This window comes from Streptomyces spinoverrucosus, assembly GCF_015712165.1.
Taxonomy (GTDB): Bacteria; Actinomycetota; Actinomycetes; order Streptomycetales; family Streptomycetaceae; genus Streptomyces; species Streptomyces spinoverrucosus_A.
In genome coordinates this window covers 6,443,233-6,463,753 of sequence record NZ_JADPZX010000001.1, presented here as the reverse complement: position 1 = coordinate 6,463,753, position 20,521 = coordinate 6,443,233, and the positions used below count along the sequence as shown (strand labels likewise).

The following is a 20,521-nucleotide window of genomic DNA, read 5'->3' as shown; positions in this document are numbered from 1 at the left end:
CGGGGCCGACTCGGCCATGCGCCCGTCGTGTCCTGCTCAGAAGTCGAACACTCCCTTGTGACAGACCGCGCCCGACCATTCGAGGTCGGCGGTCTCGGTGTCGATTTCGCCCTCGTACGGGCTGCACGGGACGGAGTCGTCGGACCCGTCCCGGTGGTTGTCGAGGGCGGTGGCTGTGGCGGTGCCGGTGACAGTCAGGGCGGCGGCCAGGACGGTCGCGGCCAGGGCAGATCGGATGCGCATGGGGCTCCTCTCGCGATGCTGAGTGGTCACGCCCATCGGTCCCCGTTCGGCACGGAACACACACACTGTTCCACCCGTACGGACGCTCACCGCGCCGCACTTCGGGCCCCCGCAGGTCAGCGCTCCAGCAGCACCCGGCCCCCGATCTCCACCCACCCCTCGGGCTGAGGAGCCGTGAGGATCTGTGAACCGGCGCCCTGCGCGATGTTCAGGGCCCGGTTCAGCTGGGCCGTGAGCTGGAGTGCGGCGGCGCCCGTCGCCTCGTCCTCCTCGATGCCGTCGCCCCGGCCGGGGAAGCCGCGGGCACGCACCCGCCCCGCCGCCTCCTCCTCCCACGCCCAGGCATACACCCACTCCCCCTGCGGCGGTACGGGCAGGTCGTCGACTTCGGCGGGGCTCGGGTACCGGCGCAGGGTGCGCGGCTCCGGCCACTCCGGCCGCGCCTCGATCCAGCTGAACTCGCCGTCCTGCCGGGCCCCCACCACCCCGGCGGGCGTGACCAGTTCGGGCACGTCGAGCAGCCAGGCCGCGCCGACGCAGGGGTACCCGGCGAACGGCAGACGCGTGCTCGGCGTGTAGATGTCGATGACGCCGCGCTCGGGGTCGTCCACGAACACGGTCTCGCTGAAGCCGAGCTTCGCCGCGAGCGCCTGCCGTTCGCTCCGCCCGGGCACGACCGAACCGTCGCGGACGACGCCCAGTTCGTTCCCGTATCCGCCGTTCGCCGCGCAGAACACGCGCAGCACGTCGTAGTCAGTCACCCGGGCATTGAAACATCACGAGGTGGCCGGGTCGTCCCCCGCTTCGGTTGACCCGACGACAGCCGGCCAGAAAGGTAAGGCTACCCTTAGCTGTAGCTGGGGTTCCGGGACAACGGGGGTGCCGCATGACGGCGTTGGAGGAGAAGGCCACCGAGAAGGCCACCGACGAGGCCGCCGAACCGACCGCCCCGCCGGACACCCCGCCCGGCAGACGCCGACGCCCCGCCTGGCTGCTGACCATCGGCCTGGTCGCCACCCTCCTCGTTCTCGTCCCGCTCGCCGCCGGCATCGGCGCCTACCCCGTCCCCGTCGGCGACGTGCTCACCTCCGTGCAGCACAAGGCGGGGCTGGGTGGCACGGAGTTGGACCGGGTCGCCGAGTCCGTGCTCTGGAACGTCCGCTTCCCGCGGATCGTCCTCGCCCTGCTCGTCGGCGCCTCGCTGGGCTGTGCGGGTGCGCTGATGCAGGGCGTGTTCGGCAATCCGCTCGCCGAACCGGGCACCATCGGCGTCTCCTTGGGCGCGGCGGTCGGCGCGGTCGCCGCGATCGCGCTCGGGCTGGACTTCCTCGGCAACTGGACGCTCCCGGCGATGGCGTTCGTCGCCGGTCTCGGCACCGTCCTGCTGGTCTACGCGATGTCCCGCGCGGGCGGCCGTACGGAGGTCGTGACGCTGATCCTCACCGGCATCGCGGTCAACGCGTTCTGCGGGGCGCTCGTCGGTCTGTTCATCTTCCTCGCCGACACCGCCGCCGTGAACCAGATCACCTTCTGGCAGCTCGGCTCCCTCTCCCAGGCCACCTGGCCCAAGGTGCTGGCCGTGCTGCCGTGCGCGGCGGCCGGACTGCTGCTGGCGCCCCTCTCCTCGCGCCGCCTCGACCTGCTCGCCCTCGGCGACCGGCCCGCCCGGCATCTGGGCGTGGACGTGGAGCGGCTGCGGATCATGCTGATCCTGGTGGTCGCGCTGCTGACGGCGGCCGCGGTGAGCGTCTCCGGCGTCATCGGCTTCGTCGGTCTCGTCGTACCGCATCTGCTGCGCATGGCCGCCGGACCCGGGCACCGGTTCCTCGTCCCGGGCAGCGCCCTCGGCGGCGCGGCGGTGCTGCTCGGCGCCGACCTCGCGGCGCGGACCCTCGCCGCGCCCGCCGAACTGCCGCTCGGTGTCCTGACCGCCCTGGTGGGCAGCCCGTTCTTCTTCTGGCTGCTGCGCCGCACCCGACGCAAGCAAGGAGGCTGGGCATGATGCCGCTGCTCCGCACCCGGCGCCCCACTCCCCCACCGGCCCCGGCCGCCGGGGACGTCCTCGCCGAGGCCGAGGGCCTGCACGTCCGCCTCGGCGCGCGTGCGGTCCTCGCCGGCGTCGACGTCACCGTCCGCGCGGGCGAGGTGCTGGCGCTGGTCGGCCCCAACGGGCGGGCAAGTCCACCCTGTTGAGCGCCCTCGCCGCAGATCTCCCGGCCGCCGAGGGGGTCGTACGCGTCCACGGCCGTCCGGCGTCGGAGTGGTCGGCGCCCGAACTCGCCCTGCGCCGGGCGGTGTTGCCGCAGTCGGCCGCGCTGTCGTTCCCGTTCACCGTCGAGGAGGTGGTCCGGATGGGGCGGGCGCCCTGGGCCGGGACGCCGCTGGAGGAGCAGGACGACACGGCGGTGGCGGCGGCCATGGCGGCGACCCAGGTGACCGCCTTCGCCGTACGGCCGTTCTCCGCGCTCAGCGGCGGCGAACGCGCCCGCGTCGCGCTCGCCCGGGTCCTCGCCCAGCGGGCCCCGCTGCTGCTGCTCGACGAACCGACCGCCGCCCTCGACCTCAAACACCAGGAACTGGTGCTGCGGCTGTGCCGGGAGCGGGCGCGCGCCGGGGACGCCGTCGTGGTCGTCCTGCACGACCTGGGCCTCGCCGCCGCCTACGCGCACCGCGTCGCCGTGCTGCGCGCGGGCCGGATCGCGGCCGACGGGCCACCGGCGGAGGTGTTCGACGAGCGGCTCCTGTCCGAGGTGTACGACCAGCCCGTCGAGGTGTTCCCGCATCCCCGTACCGGAGCGGTTCTGGTGGCGCCCCGGCGTGACCTGTGAAGTACAGGTCACGTTGTGGCCGCTGTACCCGGTCCGGCCGTCCGCACCTCGGGGTGCACCGGTAGGGTTCGCCTCCGGGAAGGGGAAGGTGAAAGGACCCGATGAGCAGGGATCGCGGCCCTCGAAGGCTTCGCAGGCTGGACCGGAGTGTGCTCATGGCCGCTTCGGTGACCGCTTTGTCGTTGACGGCGAGCGGGTGCGTGGTGGTGCACGGGGAGCGGGAGGTGCTGCCGGGCGCGACCGAGGACGAGGCGGCCAAGGCGCTTCAGGAGTTCACGAGCGCGTACAACCGGGCGGACAAGTCGTACGACAGTTCGCTCGACGCCGACCATGTCACCGGGCCCCTGGCCGATATCGACGAGGCGCGGCTGAAGGCGGGCAACGTCAACAACCCGGGCGGCAACCCGAACCACTCGCCGCTGGAGTTCAGCGACGTCGAGTACACGATCCCGAAGAAGGCGGGCTGGCCGCGCTGGTTCCTCGCGAACGCGAAGGCCAACCGGGGCGGTGACGCGCGCTGGCTGCTGGTGTTCACCCGGGACGGGCTCGCCGAACAGTGGGAGGTGTCGTATCTCACCCTCGTGGCGCCCGAGAAAATGCCGGAGTTCAGGAAGGACAAGGACGGCTGGGCGGAGGCCCTCCCCGTCGATTCCGGCGAGTTCGCCATGAACCCGGCCGAGTTGGGCGAGAATTACGTCACCTACCTGCAGAAGGGCGGGGACGGTTTCGAGTCCGGCACGCACACCAGCGTGTGGCGCGAGCAGCGGGAGAAGGACAAGGAGCGGCCGGGTCTGGTCACCCAGTACATCGACGAGCCGCTGGTCGACGGCGACTACGCGCCGGTCGCGCTGCGCACCGCGGACGGTGGGGCGCTGGTGTTCTTCACCACGCACCACTACGAGAAGCAGACCGCCGCGGCGGGCACGTCGGTGCCGACGCCGAGCGAGGACGTGGAGGCGCTGACGACCGGCGAGATCAAGCAGTCGCTGACGATGGAGTTCGTCTCCAACCAGGTGGCGCTGGACCCGAAGAAGGGGTCCGGCACGGACCAGGTGACCGTGCTGGGCCGGATCCAGGGGCTGACGTCGGCGAAGGGTGAGTAGCGCCTGGGCTTGAGGTTCGGTGCCGTGGCGTCGGGGCCGTGGCGTTCTGCGCTGTGGCGTTCTGCGCTGTGGCGGTCGGGGCCGTGCCGGTCGGGGCCGTGGCGATCGGTGCCTTGGTGTTCAGTGGCGCAGGGGCCAGGCCGCGCGTGTGTGGTCGGGGTCCGTGCCCGCGTGTCGGGCGCAGGCGTCCGTGAGTGCCTCCAGCAGGGTCAGCGGGTCGGGCAGCGGATGCTCGGGGCCGCGCAGCCAGCGCACGGTCTGGTCGTCGCCGGGGAGCCGGGCCGGGGGGACGAGGACGTAGGAGCCGCGGCAGTGCCAGCGCAGGCCGGGATGCTCGTCCATCGTCTCGGGGTGGCAGTCCAGTTCGCACGGCCACCACTCGTCCTCTTCCTCGGGGGTGCCGCGGGTGAGGGTGAAGAACAGCATGCGGCCGTCGTCGCTGGCGGCGACCGGGCCGACCTCGACACCGGAGGCGAGCAGCCGGTCCAGGGCTTCGCGGCCGGCGTCCAGCGGTACGTCGAGGACGTCGTGCGTCATGCCGGTCGCGGTGATGAAGTTGGCCTGCGGCTGGTGGCGGGCCCAGCGCTCGATCTGCGCGCGGTCGGTGGTGGACTGCGTCTGCCAGGCGAACGACACCGGGTGCCGGGCGGGGTGGGACAGCCGACGCGGTCACAGGAGCAGCGGTAGCCGGGTGCCGGGTGCGCGGCGGGCGCCAGGGGCAGTCCCGCGGCGGCGGTGGCCAGCAGCAGGTCCTCCCGGCCGCCGTCGCCGGCGGCCTCCTTCGGGCGGCGTCCGCGCAGCCACTGGGAGAGTTTGCCCTGCCGGCCGGAGCGGCCGCCGAACTCCGCGCTCATCTATCCCCTCGCCTCGCCTGTTGAACGGTCAGCATGACCCATCGTCCCACCATCCTGCGCCTCGGGGGGCCGCAGACCCCAACCGGGGCAGGGGGTACGAGACATACTCCACACGGCAGATCACGGACAGCCACGGCGAGTGACGTGCGGTCAGCGGGGTGCGAGGCCGTGCAGGGCGTAGTCGACGAGGGTGTCGGTGTACTCGTAGGAGATGGGCGCCGTGCGCTGCAACCAGCGCTGGGCCAGCGGGGAAACGAAGAGTTCCAGGCCGATACGCGGGTCGATGTCGGGGCGGACCTGGCCGGCGTCCTGGGCTGAACGCAGGCGCTGGACGTAGAGCTGGAGCTGGGGTTCGAGGAGCTTGGTGACGAACTCGCGCCCGACCTGCTCGTTGACGAGACCCTCGGCGGCCAAGGCGCGGGACGGGGCCTCGAACTTGGGATCGAGGAGTTCGTCGACGGTGGCGCGCAGGACGTACTTGAGGTCGGCGGCCAGGTCGCCGGTGTCCGGGATGGCGTACTCGGCGCCGGGCGGCGCCCCCTGTTCGGCCGCCTGCTCGGCGGCCTGCTCGCTGAGGTCGAGGAAGGCCTCCAGGAGCACGTCCGCCTTCGACGACCACCACCGGTAGATCGTCTGCTTGCCCACGCCGGCGCGGGCGGCGATCCCCTCGATGGTGGTCTTCGCGTAGCCGACCTCTCCGACGAGCGTGAGGGCGGCGTCGTAGATCGCGCGGCGGGACTTCTCGCTGCGGCGGGTGGAGTCGGGGGTGGGCTTCTTGACCATGCGACGAATTTACCAGGTTGACAAGACGGTGCGTCTCGCCGCACGCTGATGAACGTCACTAGCGAGACGATGCGTCTCGCGAGACCGATGACGGTCGACCGTCGACGATCACGAGGGAGACACACGATGACCCGAGGTGGAGCCGGAAACATGCTGGGAGTCGGCGGCACGCGCCAGAACCTCGGCCGCAAGGCCCTGCGGGGCGGCGGCCGTGGTGGCCGCACGGGCGGCCTGGACGCGCAGGCGCAGAAGCGGGAACTGCTGCGCAAGCTGCAGGAGAAGAACGCGGAACGGCGGGGGCGGGCGCAGGATCGAGCGGAGGAGGATGCGCGGGAAGGGGCGCGGGAGGGGGCGTTGCCCCGGAACGGCCCGTCGGGGGTGAGCGGCGGGGCGGAGGGAAGGCGGTAGCCGCGCGGTAGCCGTCGCTCAGGCTCGACCGCTGGCCCCTCCGGCGGCCTCATGGTGGCCAGGGGTCGCCCCAGTCGGCGTCGCGGGCGGCCTTGTAGAGGTCGCCGTGGCGTTTGGTGACGGTGGCGCGGCGCAGGGCGGGCTCGGTTTCGCAGAGGTCGAGGAGGACCTGGCCCTTGCGGATCTGGGGCTTGCGTACGACGCGGGAGGGGGCCGGGGTGGGGCGGAAGCGGGTCGCGGCGACGTAGCTGAACTTCTCGTCCTCGTAGGCGAGGGAGCCGCCCTTGACCTGGCGGTGCAGCGAGGAACGGCTGACCCGCGCCGAGAAGTGGCACCAGTCCGTGCCGGGGGCGATGGGGCAGGCGGCGCTGTGCGGGCAGGGGGCGGCGATGTGGAAACCGGCGCCGATGAGGCGGTCGCGGGCCTCGATGACGCGGGCGTAGCCGTCGGGGGTGCCGGGTTCGACGATCACGACGGCCTGGGCGGCGGTGGCGGCGGCGTCGACGAGGGCGGCGCGGTCGGGTGCGGTGAGCTCGTTGAGGACGTAGGAGACGGTGACGAGATCAGTGCTCTCGATGGTGAGCGCCGCTCCGATACGAGAGCGCTGCCAGCGGGTTTCCCGCAGGGCCGGGTTGGCCGCGGCGATCTCGCGGCCCAGCGCGAGCGCCGGCTCGGCCCAGTCGAGCACGGTGACCGGGCGGGCCCCGTCCCAGGTGGCGGCGACGGCCCAGGTCGCGGCACCGGTACCGCCCCCGACGTCCACATGCCCACCGGGCACCCATTCCGGCACGGCGTCCGCGAACGCGCCCAGCGCCGCCGAGACCGCCTCGAAGGTGGCCGGCATCCGGTACGCGGCGTAGGCGACCACGTCCGCCCGGTCCCGCAGAATCGGCGCGTCGGTCGGCGTGGCCCCCCGGTAACTCGCGATCAGCCGCTCCACGGCCTGCGCGGCCTGCCTGGGCGGAAGCCCGTCGAGGAGACCGGCGAGGGCGGCGCGGAGGGTGTCGGCGGGGGGTAGGGGGGCGTGCACCGTGCGATTCTCTCAGGTGGCTCACTCAGGTCTCTCAGGTGGCTCACTCAGGTGGCTGTCTCAGGCGGCTCTCTCAGGCGGCTCTCTCAGGCGGCTCTCTCAGATGGCCGACGGAGTCACACCCCCCGCACCGCCCAAGCCACCCGCGACCCCGCCCGCGCGCGTGGCCTGCTGTCCGGGGTTCGGCGTCGGGGGTGGACCGTGTTCGCCAGCAGCACCAGGAACGTGTCCGTCGCCCGGTCCACGACCAGGGACGTTCCCGTGAAGCCCGTGTGCCCCGCCGCTCCCCTCCCCGCCAGCTCCCCCATGAACCACCGCTGGTCCAGCGCGAAGCCCAGCCCGGGCGGCGTCAGCATCAGGTCCACGAAGTCCGGGCCCAGGATGCGCGCCGGGCCGTACGAGCCGCCCGCCAGCAGGGCGCGGCAGAACACCGCCAGGTCCCGGGCCGTCGAGAACAGGCCGGCGTGACCGGCCACCCCGCCCAGCGCCCACGCGTTCTCGTCGTGGACCTCGCCCCGCAGCATCCCCCGGTCCGCCTTCGCCCACGGCCGGCGCTGGTCCTCCGTCGCCGCCGCGTCGGGGCACGGGCCGAAGCGGGTCGACGTCATGCCCAGGGGCCGGGTGATGCCGTCGTGGATCAGGACGTCCAGGGGGCGGCCGGTGACGCGTTCGAGGACGTGCTGGAGGAGGAGCAGGTTGAGGTCGGAGTAGCGGTAGTCGCCCGGTCGGCCGGTCGGGGCCTCCGCGCGGAGCAGGGCCAGGCGGTCGGCGTCCGTGGCGCAGTCGTACAGCGGCAGCTCCGGGCGTAGGCCCGACGTGTGCGTGAGGAGGGCGCGGACCGTGACGCCGTGGCGGGCGGCGGCCCGGAACTCGGGGACGTACGCGCCGACCTGCCCGTCGATGCCCAGCGTGCCGCGCTCGATCTGCTGCACCGCGGCGACGGCCGTGAAGAGCTTGGTGAGCGAGGCCAGGTCGAAGGGGGTGTCGACGGTCACCGTCACCCGTTCGGGCTCCGGCAGTTCCACGCCCGCGTCCGCCTCCGCGTCGTAGGCCGCGTACCGCACCGCGTACCCGGCCGCCTCGTGCACCGCGAGTACCGGCCCCCGCCCGGCGGCCACGACGACGCCGGGTGCCCAGGGGTGTTCCCCGGTCGTCAGCTGCTGGACCTCGCGGACCAGGTGACGCAGCTCGCCGGGGTCGAGGCCGGCCCGTTCCGGGGCCCCGGTGCGCAGTCTGGGTGCGCTCAGCTCTCCGCTCCCTCCGTGCTCGCACGGGTGTTCCAGGGACGGCACATTCCCACGAAGCAGGCGGTCGCGACCAGCGCGGCGGCCAGTTGGACGACGGCCATCGGGACGGCGGTGTGCTCACCTGCGATACCGACGAGCGGGGAGGCGATCGCGCCGATGAGGAAGGAGGACGTACCGAGGAGGGCGGACGCGGAACCGGCCGAGTGCCGTACCCGCATCAGGGCCAGCGCCTGGGTGTTGGGCAGCGTGATGCCCATCGCGCTCATCAGCACGAACAGCGCGGCAGCCACCGGCGCGAGCCCGACCTCGCCGAACGCCCCCAGCGACATCAGCAGCAGCGCGGTCGCGGCCAGCACGACGATGCCCAGGCCGACGGCCAGCACCCGGTCCAGGCTGACCCGCCCGACCAGCACCTTGCCGTTGATCTGCCCGGCGACGACGAGGCCGATCGAGTTCAGCCCGAACAGCAGGCTGAACGTCTGCGGGGAGGCGCCGTAGATCTCCTGGACGACGAACGGCGAGGCCGAGATGTAGGCGAACAGCGCGGCGAAGGCGAAGCCGCCGGTGAGCATGTAGCCGGTGAAGGGCAGGTCGGCGAGGAGGCGGCGCATCGAGCTCAGGGCCTCGCCGACGCCGCCGCTGTGCCGCTCCTTCGCCGGCAGGGTCTCCGGCAGGCGGAACCACACGACCCCGGCGAGCAGTACGCCGAGCACGGTGAGGACGACGAACACGCCCCGCCAGTCCGTCACCCGCAGGATCTGCCCACCGATCAGCGGCGCCACGATCGGCGCGACGCCGGAGATCAGCATCAGGGTGGAGAAGAAGCGGGCCATCGCCATGCCGTCGTACAGATCGCGGACGACCGCCCGGGCGATCACGATCCCGGCCGCACCCGCGAGTCCCTGCGCCAGCCGGAAGGCGACCAGCGTCTCGACGGTGGGCGCCAGCGCGCACAGCGCGGTGGCTACGACGTACACGGCGAGGCCGACGAGCAGCGGGCGGCGGCGGCCCCAGCGGTCGCTCATCGGGCCGACCACCAGCTGGCCGAGCGCCATGCCGGCCAGGCAGGCGGTGAGCGTGAGTTGCACGGTCGCGGCGGGCGCGTGCAGCGACCGGGTGACCTCCGGCAGCGCCGGGAGGTACATGTCCATGGCCAGCGGCGGGGTGGCGGTCAGTCCGCCGAGGACGAGCGTGACGAGCAGTCCGGCGCGGCGCTGCGCACGAACGGGCGGCCGCGCATCCGCCGCGGCCGCCTGTGACAGGTCCGGTATCGGTGCCCCTTCGGGCATGTGCCCCTCCCTCTCCGAGCAGTCCGGTCCCTATGCTCTCAGTTCGAACACGGTGCCTGGTGACATCGAACGAGAACGCACGAGATCGAACGAGGACGAGGGCGGGCGGGAATGGGCGGGGCGGGAATGGGCGGGGCGGGAATGGGCGCGGACAGCGTGCGGTGGGGGATCCTGGCGACGGGCGGGATCGCGGCGGCGTTCACGGCGGATCTGGTCGATCTGCCGGACGCCGAGGTGGTGGCGGTGGCCTCGCGGAGGGCGGACTCGGCGAAGGCGTTCGCGGAAAGGTTCGGGATTCCCCGGGCGTACGGCGACTGGGACGCGCTCGCGCACGACGAGGACGTGGATGTGGTGTACGTCGCCACTCCGCACTCGGCGCACCGGACGGCCGCCGGTCTGTGTCTGGCGGCGGGGCGGAACGTGCTGCTGGAGAAGCCGTTCACGCTGAACGTGCGCGAGGCGGAGGAGCTGGTCGCGCTGGCGCGCGAGCGGGGGCGCTTCCTGATGGAGGCGATGTGGATGTACTGCAGTCCGCTGATGCGGAGGCTGAAGGCACTGGTCGACGATGGTGCGGTCGGTGAAGTGCGCAGCATTCAGGCGGACTTCGGGTTGTCCGGGCCCTTCCCGCCCTCGCATCGGCTGCGGGATCCGCGGCAGGGTGGGGGTGCGCTGCTGGATCTGGGCGTGTATCCGGTGTCGTTCGCGCAGTTGCTGCTCGGGGAGCCGTCGGACATCGCGGCGAGAGCGGTGCTCTCGAACGAGGGCGTCGATCTCCAGACGGGAGCGCTGCTCTCCTGGGAGAGCGGCGCTCTCGCTTCGGTGCACTGCTCCATCGTGGGTGGTACGCCCGTGGCGGCCTCCGTCACCGGCAGCCACGGCCGGATCGACATCCCGTACGGCTTCTTCCACCCGGAGCGTTTCGTCCTGCGCCGCGACGGCCGCGAGCCCGAGGAGTTCGCCCACGACCCGGCCGCCGGCGCCGCGCACAACAGCCTCAAGCACGAGGCCCGCGAGGTGATGCGCGCCCTGCGCGCCGGCGAGACCGAGTCCCCGCTGGTCCCGCTCGACGGCACCCTCGCCGTGATGCGGACGCTCGACACGATCCGGGACCGCATCGGCGTCCGCTACCCGGGCGAGGCCCCCGAGACGGACCCCACGGCGGAACTCACACCTGCCTGAGCCCCTGCTCCCCCACCTGGGTCACGAAGGACGCGGCCGTCGTGACCGGCGCCCCGGGCGTGGTCACGTACGGCACCGTCCGGAAGTCGGCCCGGGCCTGCTCCCGGCCCAGCGCCACCGTCACATAGCCGCGCCGCCCGTTGTAGAACTTCATGTGCGGGTTGGCGGTCATGTACGTGTTCCAGTTGGCGGGCTTGTCCGAGCCGTCCCGGCCGCTGGCGATCGACGTGGCGACGATCTCGGTACCGAGCGTCCGCGACGCCGGGTCGTCGAAGTCGTCCTTGATGTCGAAGGCGTAGCCGACGTGCACGTCACCGGTGAGCACCATCAGGTTCTCGACGCCTGCCGCCTTCGCGCCGTCCAGGACGCGGCGGCGCGAGGCGCGGTAGCCGTCCCAGGCGTCCATGGACACCCGTGCGGGCTCGGTCAGGTCGAACTTCCGCTGGGAGAAGGTGACCTGCTGCGGTACGACGTTCCACAGCGCCTTGGACCGTCGCCAGCCGTCGAGCAGCCAGCGCTCCTGCGTCTCGCCGGTCATGGTGCGCGTCGGGTCGTCGACCTCGGGGCCGGGCACGTCGGAGCCGTCGCCGTAGGCCTGGTCGGAGCGGTACTGCCGGGTGTCGAGCACGTCGAACTGGGCGAGCCGGCCCCAGTACAGCCGCCGGTAGAGCTGCATGTCCGGGCCCTCGGGGCGCTGGGGGCGGCGCAGCGGCTGGTTCTCCCAGTAGGCGCGGTAGGCGGAGGCGCGGCGCAGCAGGAACTCCTCCGGCGGGACGGAGTTCTCGGGGATGTCGTCGGCGTAGTTGTTCTCGGTCTCGTGGTCGTCCCAGGTGACGACGAAGGGGTGCGCGGCGTGCGCGGCGCGCAGGTCGGGGTCGGACTTGTAGAGGGCGTACCGCAGCCGGTAGTCCTCCAGCGTCATGGTCTCCCGGTTGAAGAGGTCGGGCAGGGTCCGGTCGGTGTACTTGCGCTGGCCGCCGACCGCGTTGACGGCGTACTCGTACAGGTAGTCCCCGAGGTGGAAGACCACGTCGACGTCGTCCTGGGCGAGATGGCCGTACGCCGTGAAGTAGCCGTCGTGGTACGCCTGGCAGGAGACGGCGGCCAGGGTGAACCCGGAGACCCGGTCGAAGGGGGCGGGCGCGGTGCGGGTGCGGCCGGCCGGGCTGACCCAGCGGCCGACGCGGAAGCGGTAGAAGTAGACGCGGCCGGGCTCCAGGTGGCCCACCTCGACGTGCACGGTGTGGTGGAACTCGGGGTGCGCGGTGGTGGTGCCGCGCCGGACGGGACGGCGGAAGTTCTCGTCGCGGGCCAGCTCCCAGTGCACCGTGACGCGCTCGGCGGGCAGGCCGCTGTCGGGCTGGTAGGGCGCGGGGGCGAGGCGGGTCCACAGCAGGACCGAGGTGGGCTGCGGGTCACCGGAGGCGACGCCGAGGGTGAAGGGGTCGTCGGTGATCTGCGCGGCGTCGAGTTCGGCGGCGCCGGCGACGCCCGCGGTGGGCAGGTTGACCGCGAAGGCGAGCGCGGCGGCCGCACCGGTGGCGGTGAGGAAGCGGCGACGGCCGATGTGGCGGGCGGCGGCGCGGAGTTCGGGGGCGTGCTGGGGCTGACGGGCTGCGGGTGTCATCCGGTTCTCCCCTGGCGATCCTGTCGATCGACGGTTGTGAAGCAGTTGGTCGCAGGTGGCATTCGAATCGCCGGGGACGACACACGCTTGGCGCGTACACAACACCCGAATGGCGGACTGATGAGTTCTGGATGGCGGACCGTCTCCTACGCTGCGGGGCTATGAATGCCGAGCAAACTGCCGAACGGCAGTCGAGGATCGCGGTCGTGACGGGCGCCGGCTCCGGTATCGGCCGCGCGGTCGCGGTGGAGCTGCTGCGCGCGGGCTGGTCGGTGGCGCTGGCGGGCCGCCGGGTGGAGACGCTGGAGGAGACGGGGGCCCTGGTGCCGGAGGGCGCCTGGTTGGCCGTACGCACGGACGTGTCGCGGGAGCAGGACGTGAGCGCGCTGTTCGCGGCGACCGTCGAGCGGTTCGGGCGGGTCGACCTGCTGTTCAACAACGCGGGGACGTTCGGGCCGGGCGGGGTGCCGGTGGAGGAACTGGCGTACGACGCCTGGCGGCATGTGGTGGACACCAACCTCAACGGGGCTTTCCTGTGCGCGCGGGCGGCGTACCGGCAGATGAAGGAGCAGGACCCGCAGGGCGGCCGGATCATCAACAACGGCTCGATCTCGGCCCACACCCCCCGCCCCCGCTCCGTCGCCTACACCGCCACCAAGCACGCGGTGACCGGCCTGACCAAGTCGCTGTCGCTGGACGGCCGGCCGTACCGGATCGCGGTCGGGCAGATCGACATCGGCAACGCGGCGACGGACATGACGCACGCGATGCAGACCGGCGCGTTGCAGGCGAACGGCGAGATGGCGCCGGAGCCGGTGATGGACGTCGCCGACGTGGCGCGCACCGTGCGGCACATGGCGGAGCTGCCGTTGGAGGCGAACGTGCAGTTCGCGACCGTGCTGGCGACGGCGATGCCGTACGTCGGGCGTGGCTGAACGGTCAACCTCTACAAGCGGAATACAGAGGTCCGCCACATCGCCGCCGGTGGGGCGCTTATGCTCGGATCTCCTCCACAGAAGCTTCACACTTGGAGCGCCCAGCTCCCGTCGGCTGCATTCCAGGGGGAGGGCGGCAGCCGTTCCACGGCGACCGGAGGGGGGACCTCGCGCGGGACCGCGAGGTACGGACCGGTCGCCCGTGGAACGGCTGCCGCGTTCACAGCGGCCCCGGGCCCCTGCCGCCGCTCACCGCCCCAGAATGTCGTCGATCTCGGCCATCTGCCCGGCGGTGAGCGGGCCCTTGGCGAGCGCGCCCGCGTTCTCCTCGGCCTGGGCGACCGTACGGAAGCCGGGGATCGGGACCGTGTGCGGGCTGCGTGCCCAGATCCAGGCGAGGGCGCCCTGCGCGAGCGTCCGGCCGTCGCTGGTCAGGACGTCCCGCAGCGCGTCGACCCGCCGCGTCCACTGCGGGTCGGCGCCCGTGCCCGGGGCGAATCCCGGCAGCCAGGCGGGCGGCGTGCTGCGGATGTCGCCCGCGTCGAGCGGCTGCCCGGCGGCCCGCTTGCCGGTCAGCAGGCCCATCGCCAGCGGGCTGCGGTTGATGCCGGCGAGCCCCGAACGGGCGCACAGGGCGAGCATCTCGGGTGCGTCCTGGAGGACGTTGAGGCGGTGTTGTACGGCGGCACAGTGGGCGCCCTCGGCGAAGACGGCGGCGCGGGCGGGGTCGTCGGTGCTCCAGCCGTACGCCCGGATCAGCCCTTCCCGTACGAACTCCTCGCAGGTGTCCCGGAGTTCGGCCGCGCGGTCCGGGTCCGCGTCGGACAGGTGCAGCTGGTACAGGTCGATGTGGTCGGTGTCGAGTCGGCGCAGGGAGGCGGTCAGCGCGCGGCGGGCGTACGCCGGGGAGTCGTCGGCGCCGGTGAGGGTGCGGGTGTCCTCGTCGAAGACGTTGCCCCACTTGGTGGCGACGACGACATCGGCGCGGCGCTTGCCGAGGGCGCGGCCGAGGACGCGTTCGCTGTGGCCGGCGCCGTAGGTGTCGGCGGTGTCGAAGAAGGTGACGCCGAGGTCGAGGGCGCGCCGGATCGCCCGTACGGACTCCTCGTCGTCGACCTTGCCCCAGCCCAGCGGCTGTCCCTCGGCGTCCTGCCACTCACCGCCGACGGCCCAGCAGCCGAAGCCGAGAGCACTGATCCCGATGCCGTCGCGCCCAAGTGTTCTGGTGGTCTCCATGCCCGGTGAGGCTAGGAGTTGAAGCGCACTTCAGCGCAAGGCATGAGGCGCGACGACTCTCACGCCTGCCCGGTCTCGAAGCGGGTGATCCTGCCGTCGTCGTCGACGGTGAAGCTCCACCGCGTGCGCATCTCGCCCCAGGTGTCGTTGCTGTAGCGGGCGATGAGCGAGCGGCCGCCCTTGGACTCGTTGTCGACCTCCATGTGGCCGTGGGAGGAGAAGATCTCCCGGTCGATCCAGTCGGCGAGGTCGCGGTCGGTTCCGTCGTCGGCCATGGTCGCGCCGGGCGCGAGGAGGGTCATGAAGCCCTCCCTGTCGTGGGAGTTGACAGCGGTGACGAAGGCGCGCACCGCCGGGTCACTCAGCTTGGCTGTCTGAATCGTCATGCCAGCCACACTCACACCGCGTCCGGCACCCCGCCACCCGAACGGCTGCCCGGGAGGGCCGGGTGGGTGGCGGGCTGCGACGGTGGGGTGGAGTCCATTTCTGCACCGGGAGACAACGTGACGTGCTACGACCGACGTGATCTGGGTCTGCTGCTGCTCCGGCTGGGCACCGGCGGGGTACTGGCCGCGCACGGCGCGCAGAAGCTGTTCGGGTGGTTCGGCGGAGCCGGGATCGAGGGCACCGGTCAGTTCATGGAGTCCGTCGGGTACCGCCCCGGCACGCTGAGCGCCACGGCGTCGGGGCTGGCGGAATGGGGCGGCGGGACCCTGCTGGCGCTGGGGCTGGCCACTCCGGCGGCGGGTGCGGCGGCGGCCGGCGGGATGGCGGGCGCGGCCGCGGTGCACGCCCCGAGCGGCTTCTTCAACCAGGAGGGCGGCCTCGAGCACCCCGCGACCCTCGGCCTGACCGCGGCGGCCCTCGCCGTCATCGGCCCCGGCCGCCTCTCCCTCGACCACCTCCTTAGGGACCGCCTGAACCGCGGCTGGATGGTCCCGGCGGCCCTCGGCGCGGCGGCGGCCGGCACGGCGGTGGTCGTGGGGCTGCGGAACAAGCGGGTGCGGCAGGCGGCGGAGATGAGCGGCCAGGAGGCGCTGTTCGAGGAGTAGCGGGCGCCTCGACGACACGCGGAAAGCCCTTGTGGGGCAAGGCCAGCGGTGGCGGGCCCGGTAGGGGCGAGGCACCCTGGAGAAGAGGCATGAGCGTGGCGGCGGGCCTCCTGTGCTCGGGCCCCTGCGCGCCCGGAGGAGGCGGGTTGGACATGACGGAGACGACCGGTGCGACGGTACGCACCACGGAATCCGGCGCCGGCGCGCGCGGAGGCGCGACCGCACCCGGCACCCGGGGCAGGACCACCATCGCGGACGACGTCGTGGCGAAGATCGCCGGGATGGCCGCGCGTGAGGTGCCCGGCATCCACGCCCTGGGTGGTGGCCTCGCCCGCACCATGGGTGCGGTGCGCGAACGGGTCCCCGGCCGGCGGCCCAGCGTCACCAGCGGCGTCAAGGTGGAGGTCGGCGAGCGGCAGAGCGCCGTCGATCTCGATGTCGTCGTGGAGTACGGGCTGTCCATCACCGAGGTCGCCGGCGACGTACGGGAGAACGTCATCGCGTCGATCGAGCGGATGACCGGCCTGGAGGTGGTCGAGGTCAACATCGCGGTCAACGACGTCCACCTCCCGGACGAGGAGGAGGGCGAGGAGCCCACGGTGGGGCGGGTGCAGTAGCCGCCTCGCGTCCGGGAGCCGGCTCAGATGAGCCGGCCCCGCAGACCGCAGACCCAGGCCAGGGCGCCGTACACGCCCTGGAAGTACTCACGGTTGCCCGCCGGGTTGGTGGGGTCCTCCAGTCGTACGACGGTGGCGTCCACCTCGGCCGTCAGCAGCTGCAGATCCGGAACGTCGCCACCGCCCACGCCGGTGACCGGCGCGCGGGCGGTACGCCCCAGCGCCCACTGCAGGGCCACCGCCTCCCCCGCCGAGAACTGCGGGCTGCCCACATGCCGAGCCACCAGACCACTCAGCGCCGAGTCGACCTCCCCGTACGTCCGGATGCCGATCCGCCGCTCCGGCCGCGTTCTCCCGGTCACCCGCTCCATGGCATCCTCCTCGCCGCTCGTCGCCGCCCGCCGCCCGCCGCCCGCCGCCCGCCGCCCGCCGCCCGCCGCCCGTCGCCCGTCGGACAAAGGTGCGTCCCTCTTCGTTGCGGTGCGTCCTTCTCTTTGCGTCTTCCTTTCTTGCGCCTTCCCGAACTCCCACCCGTCGAACAGGTTGTCCTTGCGCGGCCGCCGGTCAGCCGGCCGCGTGCTCGACCCGCAGCCGCACCTGCTCCTCCAGCCGCCGCAGGCTGGAGTCCAGGGCGTCGCGTACGGCCTCCTCGCCGGGGTCGTGGCCGGCGTCGAAGAACGACAGGTGCACCGTCACCTCACTGGCTCCGGCACCGATACCGGCGACCTGGAGCCAGCCGGCGTAGCTGCCCTGTTCGCGGGTGCCCCATTCGAGCCGCATCTGGTCGCGCTGGGCGCGCAGCAGGGCGGCGGTGTCCTCGTCCGTACGGTCTTCGTGCACGGTGATGGCGGGAAGATCCACGGACTCCACGTGCAGAGCCTCCGGCATCCAGGACTCCAGCCGTCCGACGTTGGCGGCCTCGTCGAAGACCTGCTCGGGCTGGGCGGGCATCGTGCGTGAGCGTTCGTACTCGGTCATGGCCGCCGGGTACCCAGCGGCTCGGCCGGTGAATCGGTCCCACAAGGTCACCGAAGGCGGGTTCACCCGTTAGTCCGTTTACACGACGGCGTCCGGCTTTTGCGTGATGACGGCGTCCAGCTTTTGCCTGACGCTTCGAGGAACCCACTGGGAGGGACCACCATGGACAGCAGTGCCTGGGAGAAGACCGCCGAACTGGCCGCATTCCTCGACAGGGCGGCAGCTCACATCCCCCCTGACCAGCGCTCGGCCCTGCAGGTGCTGAAGATCGGCGAGGAGTTCGGCGAGGCCGCCCAGGCCCTCATCGGGGTCTCCGGCACGAGCCCCCGCAAGGGCGTGAGCCACACCTGGGAGGACGTGACGGCGGAGGTGTGCGACGTGATCGTGACGTCGATGGTCACCCTGCACCGCCTCGGCGTCCCGAACCCCGAGGCCCGCTTCGCCGAGCACCTCGAACAGGCCGCCGCCCGGACCCTCACCTCGCGGGAGTCCTGAGTGGCCGACTGGCTCCCCCGCGAGGAATGGATCAGAACCCAGCCGCAGGCACTCATCGCTTCGTGCGTGCTGCTCTTCGACCGCCGGGGCCGGATCCTTCTCCTGCGCTATGCCCCCGGCCAGCCGTTGGCGGGCGTCTGGTGGCTGCCCGGCGGCATGCTCGACCACGGAGAGGACCCGCTGACGGCCGCGCGCCGCGAAACGCACGAGGAAACCGGCATCGGCCTCCCCGCGCCCCCCGTCCTGATCGGCATCGACCACCGGGTGAACGTCGGCGGCACGGGCCCGGTCCTCGACTGCTACTTCCACGCAGGCACCCTCCCCGACGGGGCACGCATCACCCTGAGCCCCGAACACGACGAGCACACCTTCGCCGCCCCGAACGACCTGAGCGACACCCTGCACCCCGCGCACCTACGGACCCTGAACGCGCTGCGGGCGGCCGCCGTGTCCGGGAGGGTCGTCTGCCTACGGGAGGGGGAGCCGGCGGCCATGGCCGAGGAATAGCCCGGCCGCCTGTCAGGAGGCCGGGCAGGCACTCCCAACCCCCACCTGGGGCTCGGCGCCGGGTCGCATTACTGTCTGGGGGCGCGCGGCCGGCCGGCCTCGACGGTCATCAGCGGCTTCAAGAACCTGCGGCTGCGACTCACCCCTGCCTGCACCGGCTGCCGTACGGCCTGAACACCGGAGCTCGTACGAACAGATGGGCGGAACAGTGACGCGACAACCGGTGACGGACGACCGGCCCGAGCAGGCCGATCGCCCCACGGTGTGGCACAGCGGGAACTTCCTGCTGCTGTGGGGCGGACAGACCGTCGCCGAGTTGGGCTCACGGATATCCAGCGTCGCGGTCCCGCTGCTCGCCGCCGAGACGCTCGACGCGAGCGTCTTCCAGATCTCGCTCCTGACCACCCTGGCCTGGCTGCCGTACCTGCTCATCTCGCTGCCGGCCGGACTGCTCGCCGACCGGGTCGACCAGCGCAAGCTGATGATCGCCTGCGACCTGGGTCGCATGGCGCTGATGCTGTCGCTGCCCGTCGCCTCGATCGCCGGGGCGCTGAGTCTGGGGTACCTGTACGCCGTCGTCGGGATCTCCGGCGTACTGACGGTCCTGTTCAACGTGGCCTACCGGGCGAAGCTGCCGCGCCTGCTGAGACCGGGTGCCCCCTCGGACGCCCTGAGGTCCGTTCGGTTCACCGCGGCTGCGGGATCAGCCGTCGACGGCCCCGAACTCCACGTGCGCACCGAGGACATGGAGCCGGTCGCCGCCGACGCCACCCGGCAAATTCGGACGAGCCTGGCAAACACCGGGGCCCTGCCTCAAACAGAGCCGAACCCTTTGTCGAGTGCACGGATCGTCAATTGACAAGCCAGTGGCGCGACTTAGCAAAGCCCGTGGGTGAAGTCAAGCCTGGTGGCCTTGAGAAAATTCCAGTTACAGTGACTGAGCTGTAAACGAGTGCGGGAGAGCGACCACTCTCCCCATTTCGGGGGCTTCCGGGGGAACGTCAAGAGGGAACTCACCTGCCCGGACCTCTGTCGTGCGTACCTGTAACGACTAGAGCGAAGCGAGACGATGGAGCCAGACTTCGAGCAGCGCCTGATCACTGCGATCCAGCCGATCAGGGGCTTCTTTCTAGCGCAATGCCTTGAGTTCGCCATGACCAGCGGCCTTCTGAGCAAACTCGGTGAAGCCTCACCGACGGATGTGGAGCAGCTCGCCAAGGACCTGGCCCTCGACCCCGAGCGGCTGGCCGGATTGTTGCGCTACCTGGAAGGCGAAGGGGTGGTCACCGACTCGGAAGGGTCGCCGGCCATCACCGCCAAGGGCCGTGAGTTCCTGGAGTTCCGCCCCTGGTACGAGCTTCTGATCGGCGGGTACGGCGCCACCCTGCGGGAACTGCCCGAGGTCATGGCCGACCGCACCCGCTTCGCCTCACGCAACGGCACCATGGTCGGCCTCGGCAGCTGCGGGATGAGCCGCTACGACGCCATTCCGCTGGTCAAGCGCCTCATCGACCGCCTGCCCGAGCCCCCGAGCGCCGTGGTGGACCTGGGATGCGGCGACGGCACGTTCCTGCTCGACCTGTGCGAGGGCGGCCGCCCCGGTATCGGCGTGGACCCGCACCCGGGCAGCATCGACAACGCCCGCCGCGCGGCCGCCGCGCGCGGCCTGTCCGAGCAGGTCGGCTTCGTGAACGCGACGGCCGAGGACTACATGGCGCAGGTCAGGCCCGAGGCCGGGCCCACCCCGTGCTTCGTCACGGCCTTCTCCTTGCAGGAGGTCCTGGAGCAGAAGGGGCGGGACGCCACCGTCGAGGTGGTCCGCACCGCGCTCACGCACACGCCCGGCGCCCACCTCGCCGTCGTCGAGGTCGACCACCGGCCCCTGGACCCCGCGGTACTGCGGCACGGCCTGGGCAACGCGTACTACAACCCGTACTACTTCCTGCACCAGATCACCGAACAGCGGCTGGAGACGCGCGCTTTCTGGGACGAGCTCATCGCGGAAGCGGGCGGGCGCATCGTCGAATGCCTGACGACGGCCCCGGAAGTCGACTCGACAGGGCTCGAATTGGGTTACCTGGTACGCGGCCAGTAGCACGTAAAATTAGGG

Annotated in this window: 22 protein-coding genes and 3 pseudogenes; 13 read left to right on the top strand and 12 right to left on the bottom strand. The window is 72.1% G+C overall.

Annotated features, from left to right (window positions below; all coding sequences use genetic code 11):
* Positions 1 to 36 precede the first annotated feature (36 nt).
* Together I2W78_RS29360 and I2W78_RS29355 are read right to left on the bottom strand one after the other, a co-directional pair.
* Positions 37 to 243 (bottom strand): hypothetical protein, encoded by a 207-nt coding sequence (locus I2W78_RS29360; RefSeq protein WP_196463254.1) that lies wholly within the window; start codon positions 241 to 243, stop codon positions 37 to 39.
* A 116-nt stretch (positions 244 to 359) separates the two neighbouring features.
* On the bottom strand, positions 360 to 1,004 hold the full coding sequence (locus I2W78_RS29355) for a PhzF family phenazine biosynthesis protein (RefSeq protein ID WP_196463253.1): 645 nt from the start codon (positions 1,002 to 1,004) through the stop codon (positions 360 to 362).
* Between the two features lie 125 nt (positions 1,005 to 1,129).
* Between I2W78_RS29355 and I2W78_RS29350 the strand changes: the two genes are divergently transcribed.
* The 4 genes and pseudogenes from I2W78_RS29350 (at position 1,130) to I2W78_RS29340 (ending at position 4,174) form a co-directional block, all read left to right on the top strand.
* The gene (locus I2W78_RS29350) at positions 1,130 to 2,245 is read left to right on the top strand and encodes a FecCD family ABC transporter permease (protein WP_196463252.1); all 1,116 of its coding nucleotides are present in this window, start codon (positions 1,130 to 1,132) and stop codon (positions 2,243 to 2,245) included.
* Positions 2,245 to 3,071: pseudogene (locus I2W78_RS29345) on the top strand (heme ABC transporter ATP-binding protein). Before I2W78_RS29350 ends, I2W78_RS29345 begins: the two are co-directional and overlap by 1 nt.
* Before the next feature lies 1 nt (position 3,072).
* Positions 3,073 to 3,210, top strand: a pseudogene (locus I2W78_RS41760) (iron transporter); the annotation flags it as partial.
* A complete protein-coding gene (locus I2W78_RS29340; protein ID WP_196463251.1) occupies positions 3,173 to 4,174 on the top strand; it encodes a hypothetical protein in 1,002 nt (333 codons plus the stop codon). The pseudogene I2W78_RS41760 and the gene I2W78_RS29340, both read left to right, overlap by 38 nt.
* A 120-nt stretch (positions 4,175 to 4,294) precedes the next feature.
* On the opposite strand, the pseudogene I2W78_RS29335 reads toward I2W78_RS29340, so the two are convergent.
* Positions 4,295 to 5,028: pseudogene (locus I2W78_RS29335) on the bottom strand (bifunctional DNA primase/polymerase).
* Positions 5,029 to 5,178: 150 nt separating this feature from the next.
* Positions 5,179 to 5,811, bottom strand: coding sequence for a TetR/AcrR family transcriptional regulator (locus tag I2W78_RS29330; protein WP_196463250.1), 633 nt, complete (start codon positions 5,809 to 5,811; stop codon positions 5,179 to 5,181).
* Positions 5,812 to 5,961: 150 nt separating this feature from the next.
* Between I2W78_RS29330 and I2W78_RS29325 the strand changes: the two genes are divergently transcribed.
* Positions 5,962 to 6,219, top strand: coding sequence for a DUF6243 family protein (locus I2W78_RS29325; RefSeq protein WP_374222733.1), 258 nt, complete (start codon positions 5,962 to 5,964; stop codon positions 6,217 to 6,219).
* A gap of 49 nt (positions 6,220 to 6,268) precedes the next feature.
* Here the strand turns inward: I2W78_RS29325 and I2W78_RS29320 are convergent, their stop codons facing one another.
* From I2W78_RS29320 to I2W78_RS29310, 3 genes are all read right to left on the bottom strand, one after another.
* Positions 6,269 to 7,249, bottom strand: coding sequence for a small ribosomal subunit Rsm22 family protein (locus tag I2W78_RS29320; protein ID WP_196463248.1), 981 nt, complete (start codon positions 7,247 to 7,249; stop codon positions 6,269 to 6,271).
* 116 nt (positions 7,250 to 7,365) lie between these two features.
* The gene (locus tag I2W78_RS29315) at positions 7,366 to 8,541 is read right to left on the bottom strand and encodes a serine hydrolase domain-containing protein (protein WP_196463247.1); all 1,176 of its coding nucleotides are present in this window, start codon (positions 8,539 to 8,541) and stop codon (positions 7,366 to 7,368) included.
* Positions 8,493 to 9,785, bottom strand: a complete 1,293-nt coding sequence (locus I2W78_RS29310; RefSeq protein ID WP_196463246.1) for a multidrug effflux MFS transporter — start codon at positions 9,783 to 9,785, stop codon at positions 8,493 to 8,495. The genes I2W78_RS29315 and I2W78_RS29310 overlap by 49 nt, the downstream gene beginning before the upstream one ends.
* Before the next feature lie 141 nt (positions 9,786 to 9,926).
* Here I2W78_RS29310 and I2W78_RS29305 point away from each other — a divergent pair, with 141 nt between their 5' ends.
* Complete coding sequence (locus I2W78_RS29305) at positions 9,927 to 10,964, top strand: Gfo/Idh/MocA family protein (protein WP_196463245.1); 1,038 nt, start codon at positions 9,927 to 9,929, stop codon at positions 10,962 to 10,964.
* On the opposite strand, the gene I2W78_RS29300 is transcribed toward I2W78_RS29305, so the two are convergent.
* A complete protein-coding gene (locus tag I2W78_RS29300) occupies positions 10,951 to 12,591 on the bottom strand; it encodes an alkaline phosphatase D family protein (protein WP_196463244.1) in 1,641 nt (546 codons plus the stop codon). The two genes, I2W78_RS29305 and I2W78_RS29300, sit on opposite strands and share 14 nt — an antisense overlap.
* A 161-nt stretch (positions 12,592 to 12,752) precedes the next feature.
* Here I2W78_RS29300 and I2W78_RS29295 point away from each other — a divergent pair, with 161 nt between their 5' ends.
* Positions 12,753 to 13,526 (top strand): SDR family oxidoreductase, encoded by a 774-nt coding sequence (locus I2W78_RS29295; protein ID WP_196463243.1) that lies wholly within the window; start codon positions 12,753 to 12,755, stop codon positions 13,524 to 13,526.
* 249 nt (positions 13,527 to 13,775) lie between these two features.
* On the opposite strand, the gene I2W78_RS29290 is transcribed toward I2W78_RS29295, so the two are convergent.
* Both I2W78_RS29290 and I2W78_RS29285 read right to left on the bottom strand, forming a co-directional pair.
* Positions 13,776 to 14,762, bottom strand: a complete 987-nt coding sequence (locus I2W78_RS29290) for an aldo/keto reductase (protein WP_196463242.1) — start codon at positions 14,760 to 14,762, stop codon at positions 13,776 to 13,778.
* A 59-nt stretch (positions 14,763 to 14,821) separates the two neighbouring features.
* On the bottom strand, positions 14,822 to 15,148 hold the full coding sequence (locus I2W78_RS29285; protein WP_196463241.1) for a nuclear transport factor 2 family protein: 327 nt from the start codon (positions 15,146 to 15,148) through the stop codon (positions 14,822 to 14,824).
* 117 nt (positions 15,149 to 15,265) lie between these two features.
* Between I2W78_RS29285 and I2W78_RS29280 the strand changes: the two genes are divergently transcribed.
* Both I2W78_RS29280 and I2W78_RS29275 read left to right on the top strand, forming a co-directional pair.
* Positions 15,266 to 15,814: a DoxX family protein gene (locus tag I2W78_RS29280; RefSeq protein WP_196463240.1), complete on the top strand. Its 549-nt coding sequence runs from the start codon at positions 15,266 to 15,268 to the stop codon at positions 15,812 to 15,814.
* A gap of 152 nt (positions 15,815 to 15,966) precedes the next feature.
* Complete coding sequence (locus I2W78_RS29275) at positions 15,967 to 16,431, top strand: Asp23/Gls24 family envelope stress response protein (protein WP_196463239.1); 465 nt, start codon at positions 15,967 to 15,969, stop codon at positions 16,429 to 16,431.
* A 23-nt stretch (positions 16,432 to 16,454) separates the two neighbouring features.
* Here I2W78_RS29275 and I2W78_RS29270 read toward each other — a convergent pair whose 3' ends face one another.
* Positions 16,455 to 16,889: a hypothetical protein gene (locus tag I2W78_RS29270; protein ID WP_196463238.1), complete on the bottom strand. Its 435-nt coding sequence runs from the start codon at positions 16,887 to 16,889 to the stop codon at positions 16,455 to 16,457.
* 106 nt (positions 16,890 to 16,995) lie between these two features.
* Positions 16,996 to 17,409, bottom strand: a complete 414-nt coding sequence (locus I2W78_RS29265; RefSeq protein WP_196463237.1) for an SRPBCC family protein — start codon at positions 17,407 to 17,409, stop codon at positions 16,996 to 16,998.
* Positions 17,410 to 17,571: 162 nt separating this feature from the next.
* Between I2W78_RS29265 and I2W78_RS29260 the strand changes: the two genes are divergently transcribed.
* From I2W78_RS29260 to I2W78_RS29245, 4 genes are all read left to right on the top strand, one after another.
* On the top strand, positions 17,572 to 17,904 hold the full coding sequence (locus tag I2W78_RS29260) for a MazG-like family protein (RefSeq protein WP_196463236.1): 333 nt from the start codon (positions 17,572 to 17,574) through the stop codon (positions 17,902 to 17,904).
* A complete protein-coding gene (locus I2W78_RS29255; protein ID WP_196463235.1) occupies positions 17,905 to 18,411 on the top strand; it encodes an NUDIX hydrolase in 507 nt (168 codons plus the stop codon).
* A 223-nt stretch (positions 18,412 to 18,634) separates the two neighbouring features.
* Positions 18,635 to 19,270, top strand: a complete 636-nt coding sequence (locus tag I2W78_RS29250; protein WP_196463234.1) for an MFS transporter — start codon at positions 18,635 to 18,637, stop codon at positions 19,268 to 19,270.
* A gap of 210 nt (positions 19,271 to 19,480) precedes the next feature.
* Positions 19,481 to 20,506 (top strand): 2-ketoarginine methyltransferase, encoded by a 1,026-nt coding sequence (locus I2W78_RS29245; protein WP_196463233.1) that lies wholly within the window; start codon positions 19,481 to 19,483, stop codon positions 20,504 to 20,506.
* The last annotated feature ends 15 nt before the right edge of the window (positions 20,507 to 20,521 follow it).

Coding starts and splice junctions, on each gene's coding strand:
- I2W78_RS29360 (WP_196463254.1), bottom strand. CDS start 243: ATGCGCATCCGATCTGCCCTGGCCGCGACCGTCCTGGCCGCCGCCCTG.
- I2W78_RS29325 (WP_374222733.1), top strand. CDS start 5,962: ATGCTGGGAGTCGGCGGCACGCGCCAGAACCTCGGCCGCAAGGCCCTG.
- I2W78_RS29340 (WP_196463251.1), top strand. CDS start 3,173: ATGAGCAGGGATCGCGGCCCTCGAAGGCTTCGCAGGCTGGACCGGAGT.
- I2W78_RS29265 (WP_196463237.1), bottom strand. CDS start 17,409: ATGACCGAGTACGAACGCTCACGCACGATGCCCGCCCAGCCCGAGCAG.
- I2W78_RS29245 (WP_196463233.1), top strand. CDS start 19,481: ATGGAGCCAGACTTCGAGCAGCGCCTGATCACTGCGATCCAGCCGATC.
- I2W78_RS29295 (WP_196463243.1), top strand. CDS start 12,753: ATGAATGCCGAGCAAACTGCCGAACGGCAGTCGAGGATCGCGGTCGTG.
- I2W78_RS29350 (WP_196463252.1), top strand. CDS start 1,130: ATGACGGCGTTGGAGGAGAAGGCCACCGAGAAGGCCACCGACGAGGCC.
- I2W78_RS29275 (WP_196463239.1), top strand. CDS start 15,967: ATGACGGAGACGACCGGTGCGACGGTACGCACCACGGAATCCGGCGCC.
- I2W78_RS29290 (WP_196463242.1), bottom strand. CDS start 14,762: ATGGAGACCACCAGAACACTTGGGCGCGACGGCATCGGGATCAGTGCT.
- I2W78_RS29300 (WP_196463244.1), bottom strand. CDS start 12,591: ATGACACCCGCAGCCCGTCAGCCCCAGCACGCCCCCGAACTCCGCGCC.
- I2W78_RS29305 (WP_196463245.1), top strand. CDS start 9,927: ATGGGCGCGGACAGCGTGCGGTGGGGGATCCTGGCGACGGGCGGGATC.
- I2W78_RS29310 (WP_196463246.1), bottom strand. CDS start 9,785: ATGCCCGAAGGGGCACCGATACCGGACCTGTCACAGGCGGCCGCGGCG.
- I2W78_RS29330 (WP_196463250.1), bottom strand. CDS start 5,811: ATGGTCAAGAAGCCCACCCCCGACTCCACCCGCCGCAGCGAGAAGTCC.
- I2W78_RS29285 (WP_196463241.1), bottom strand. CDS start 15,148: ATGACGATTCAGACAGCCAAGCTGAGTGACCCGGCGGTGCGCGCCTTC.
- I2W78_RS29260 (WP_196463236.1), top strand. CDS start 17,572: ATGGACAGCAGTGCCTGGGAGAAGACCGCCGAACTGGCCGCATTCCTC.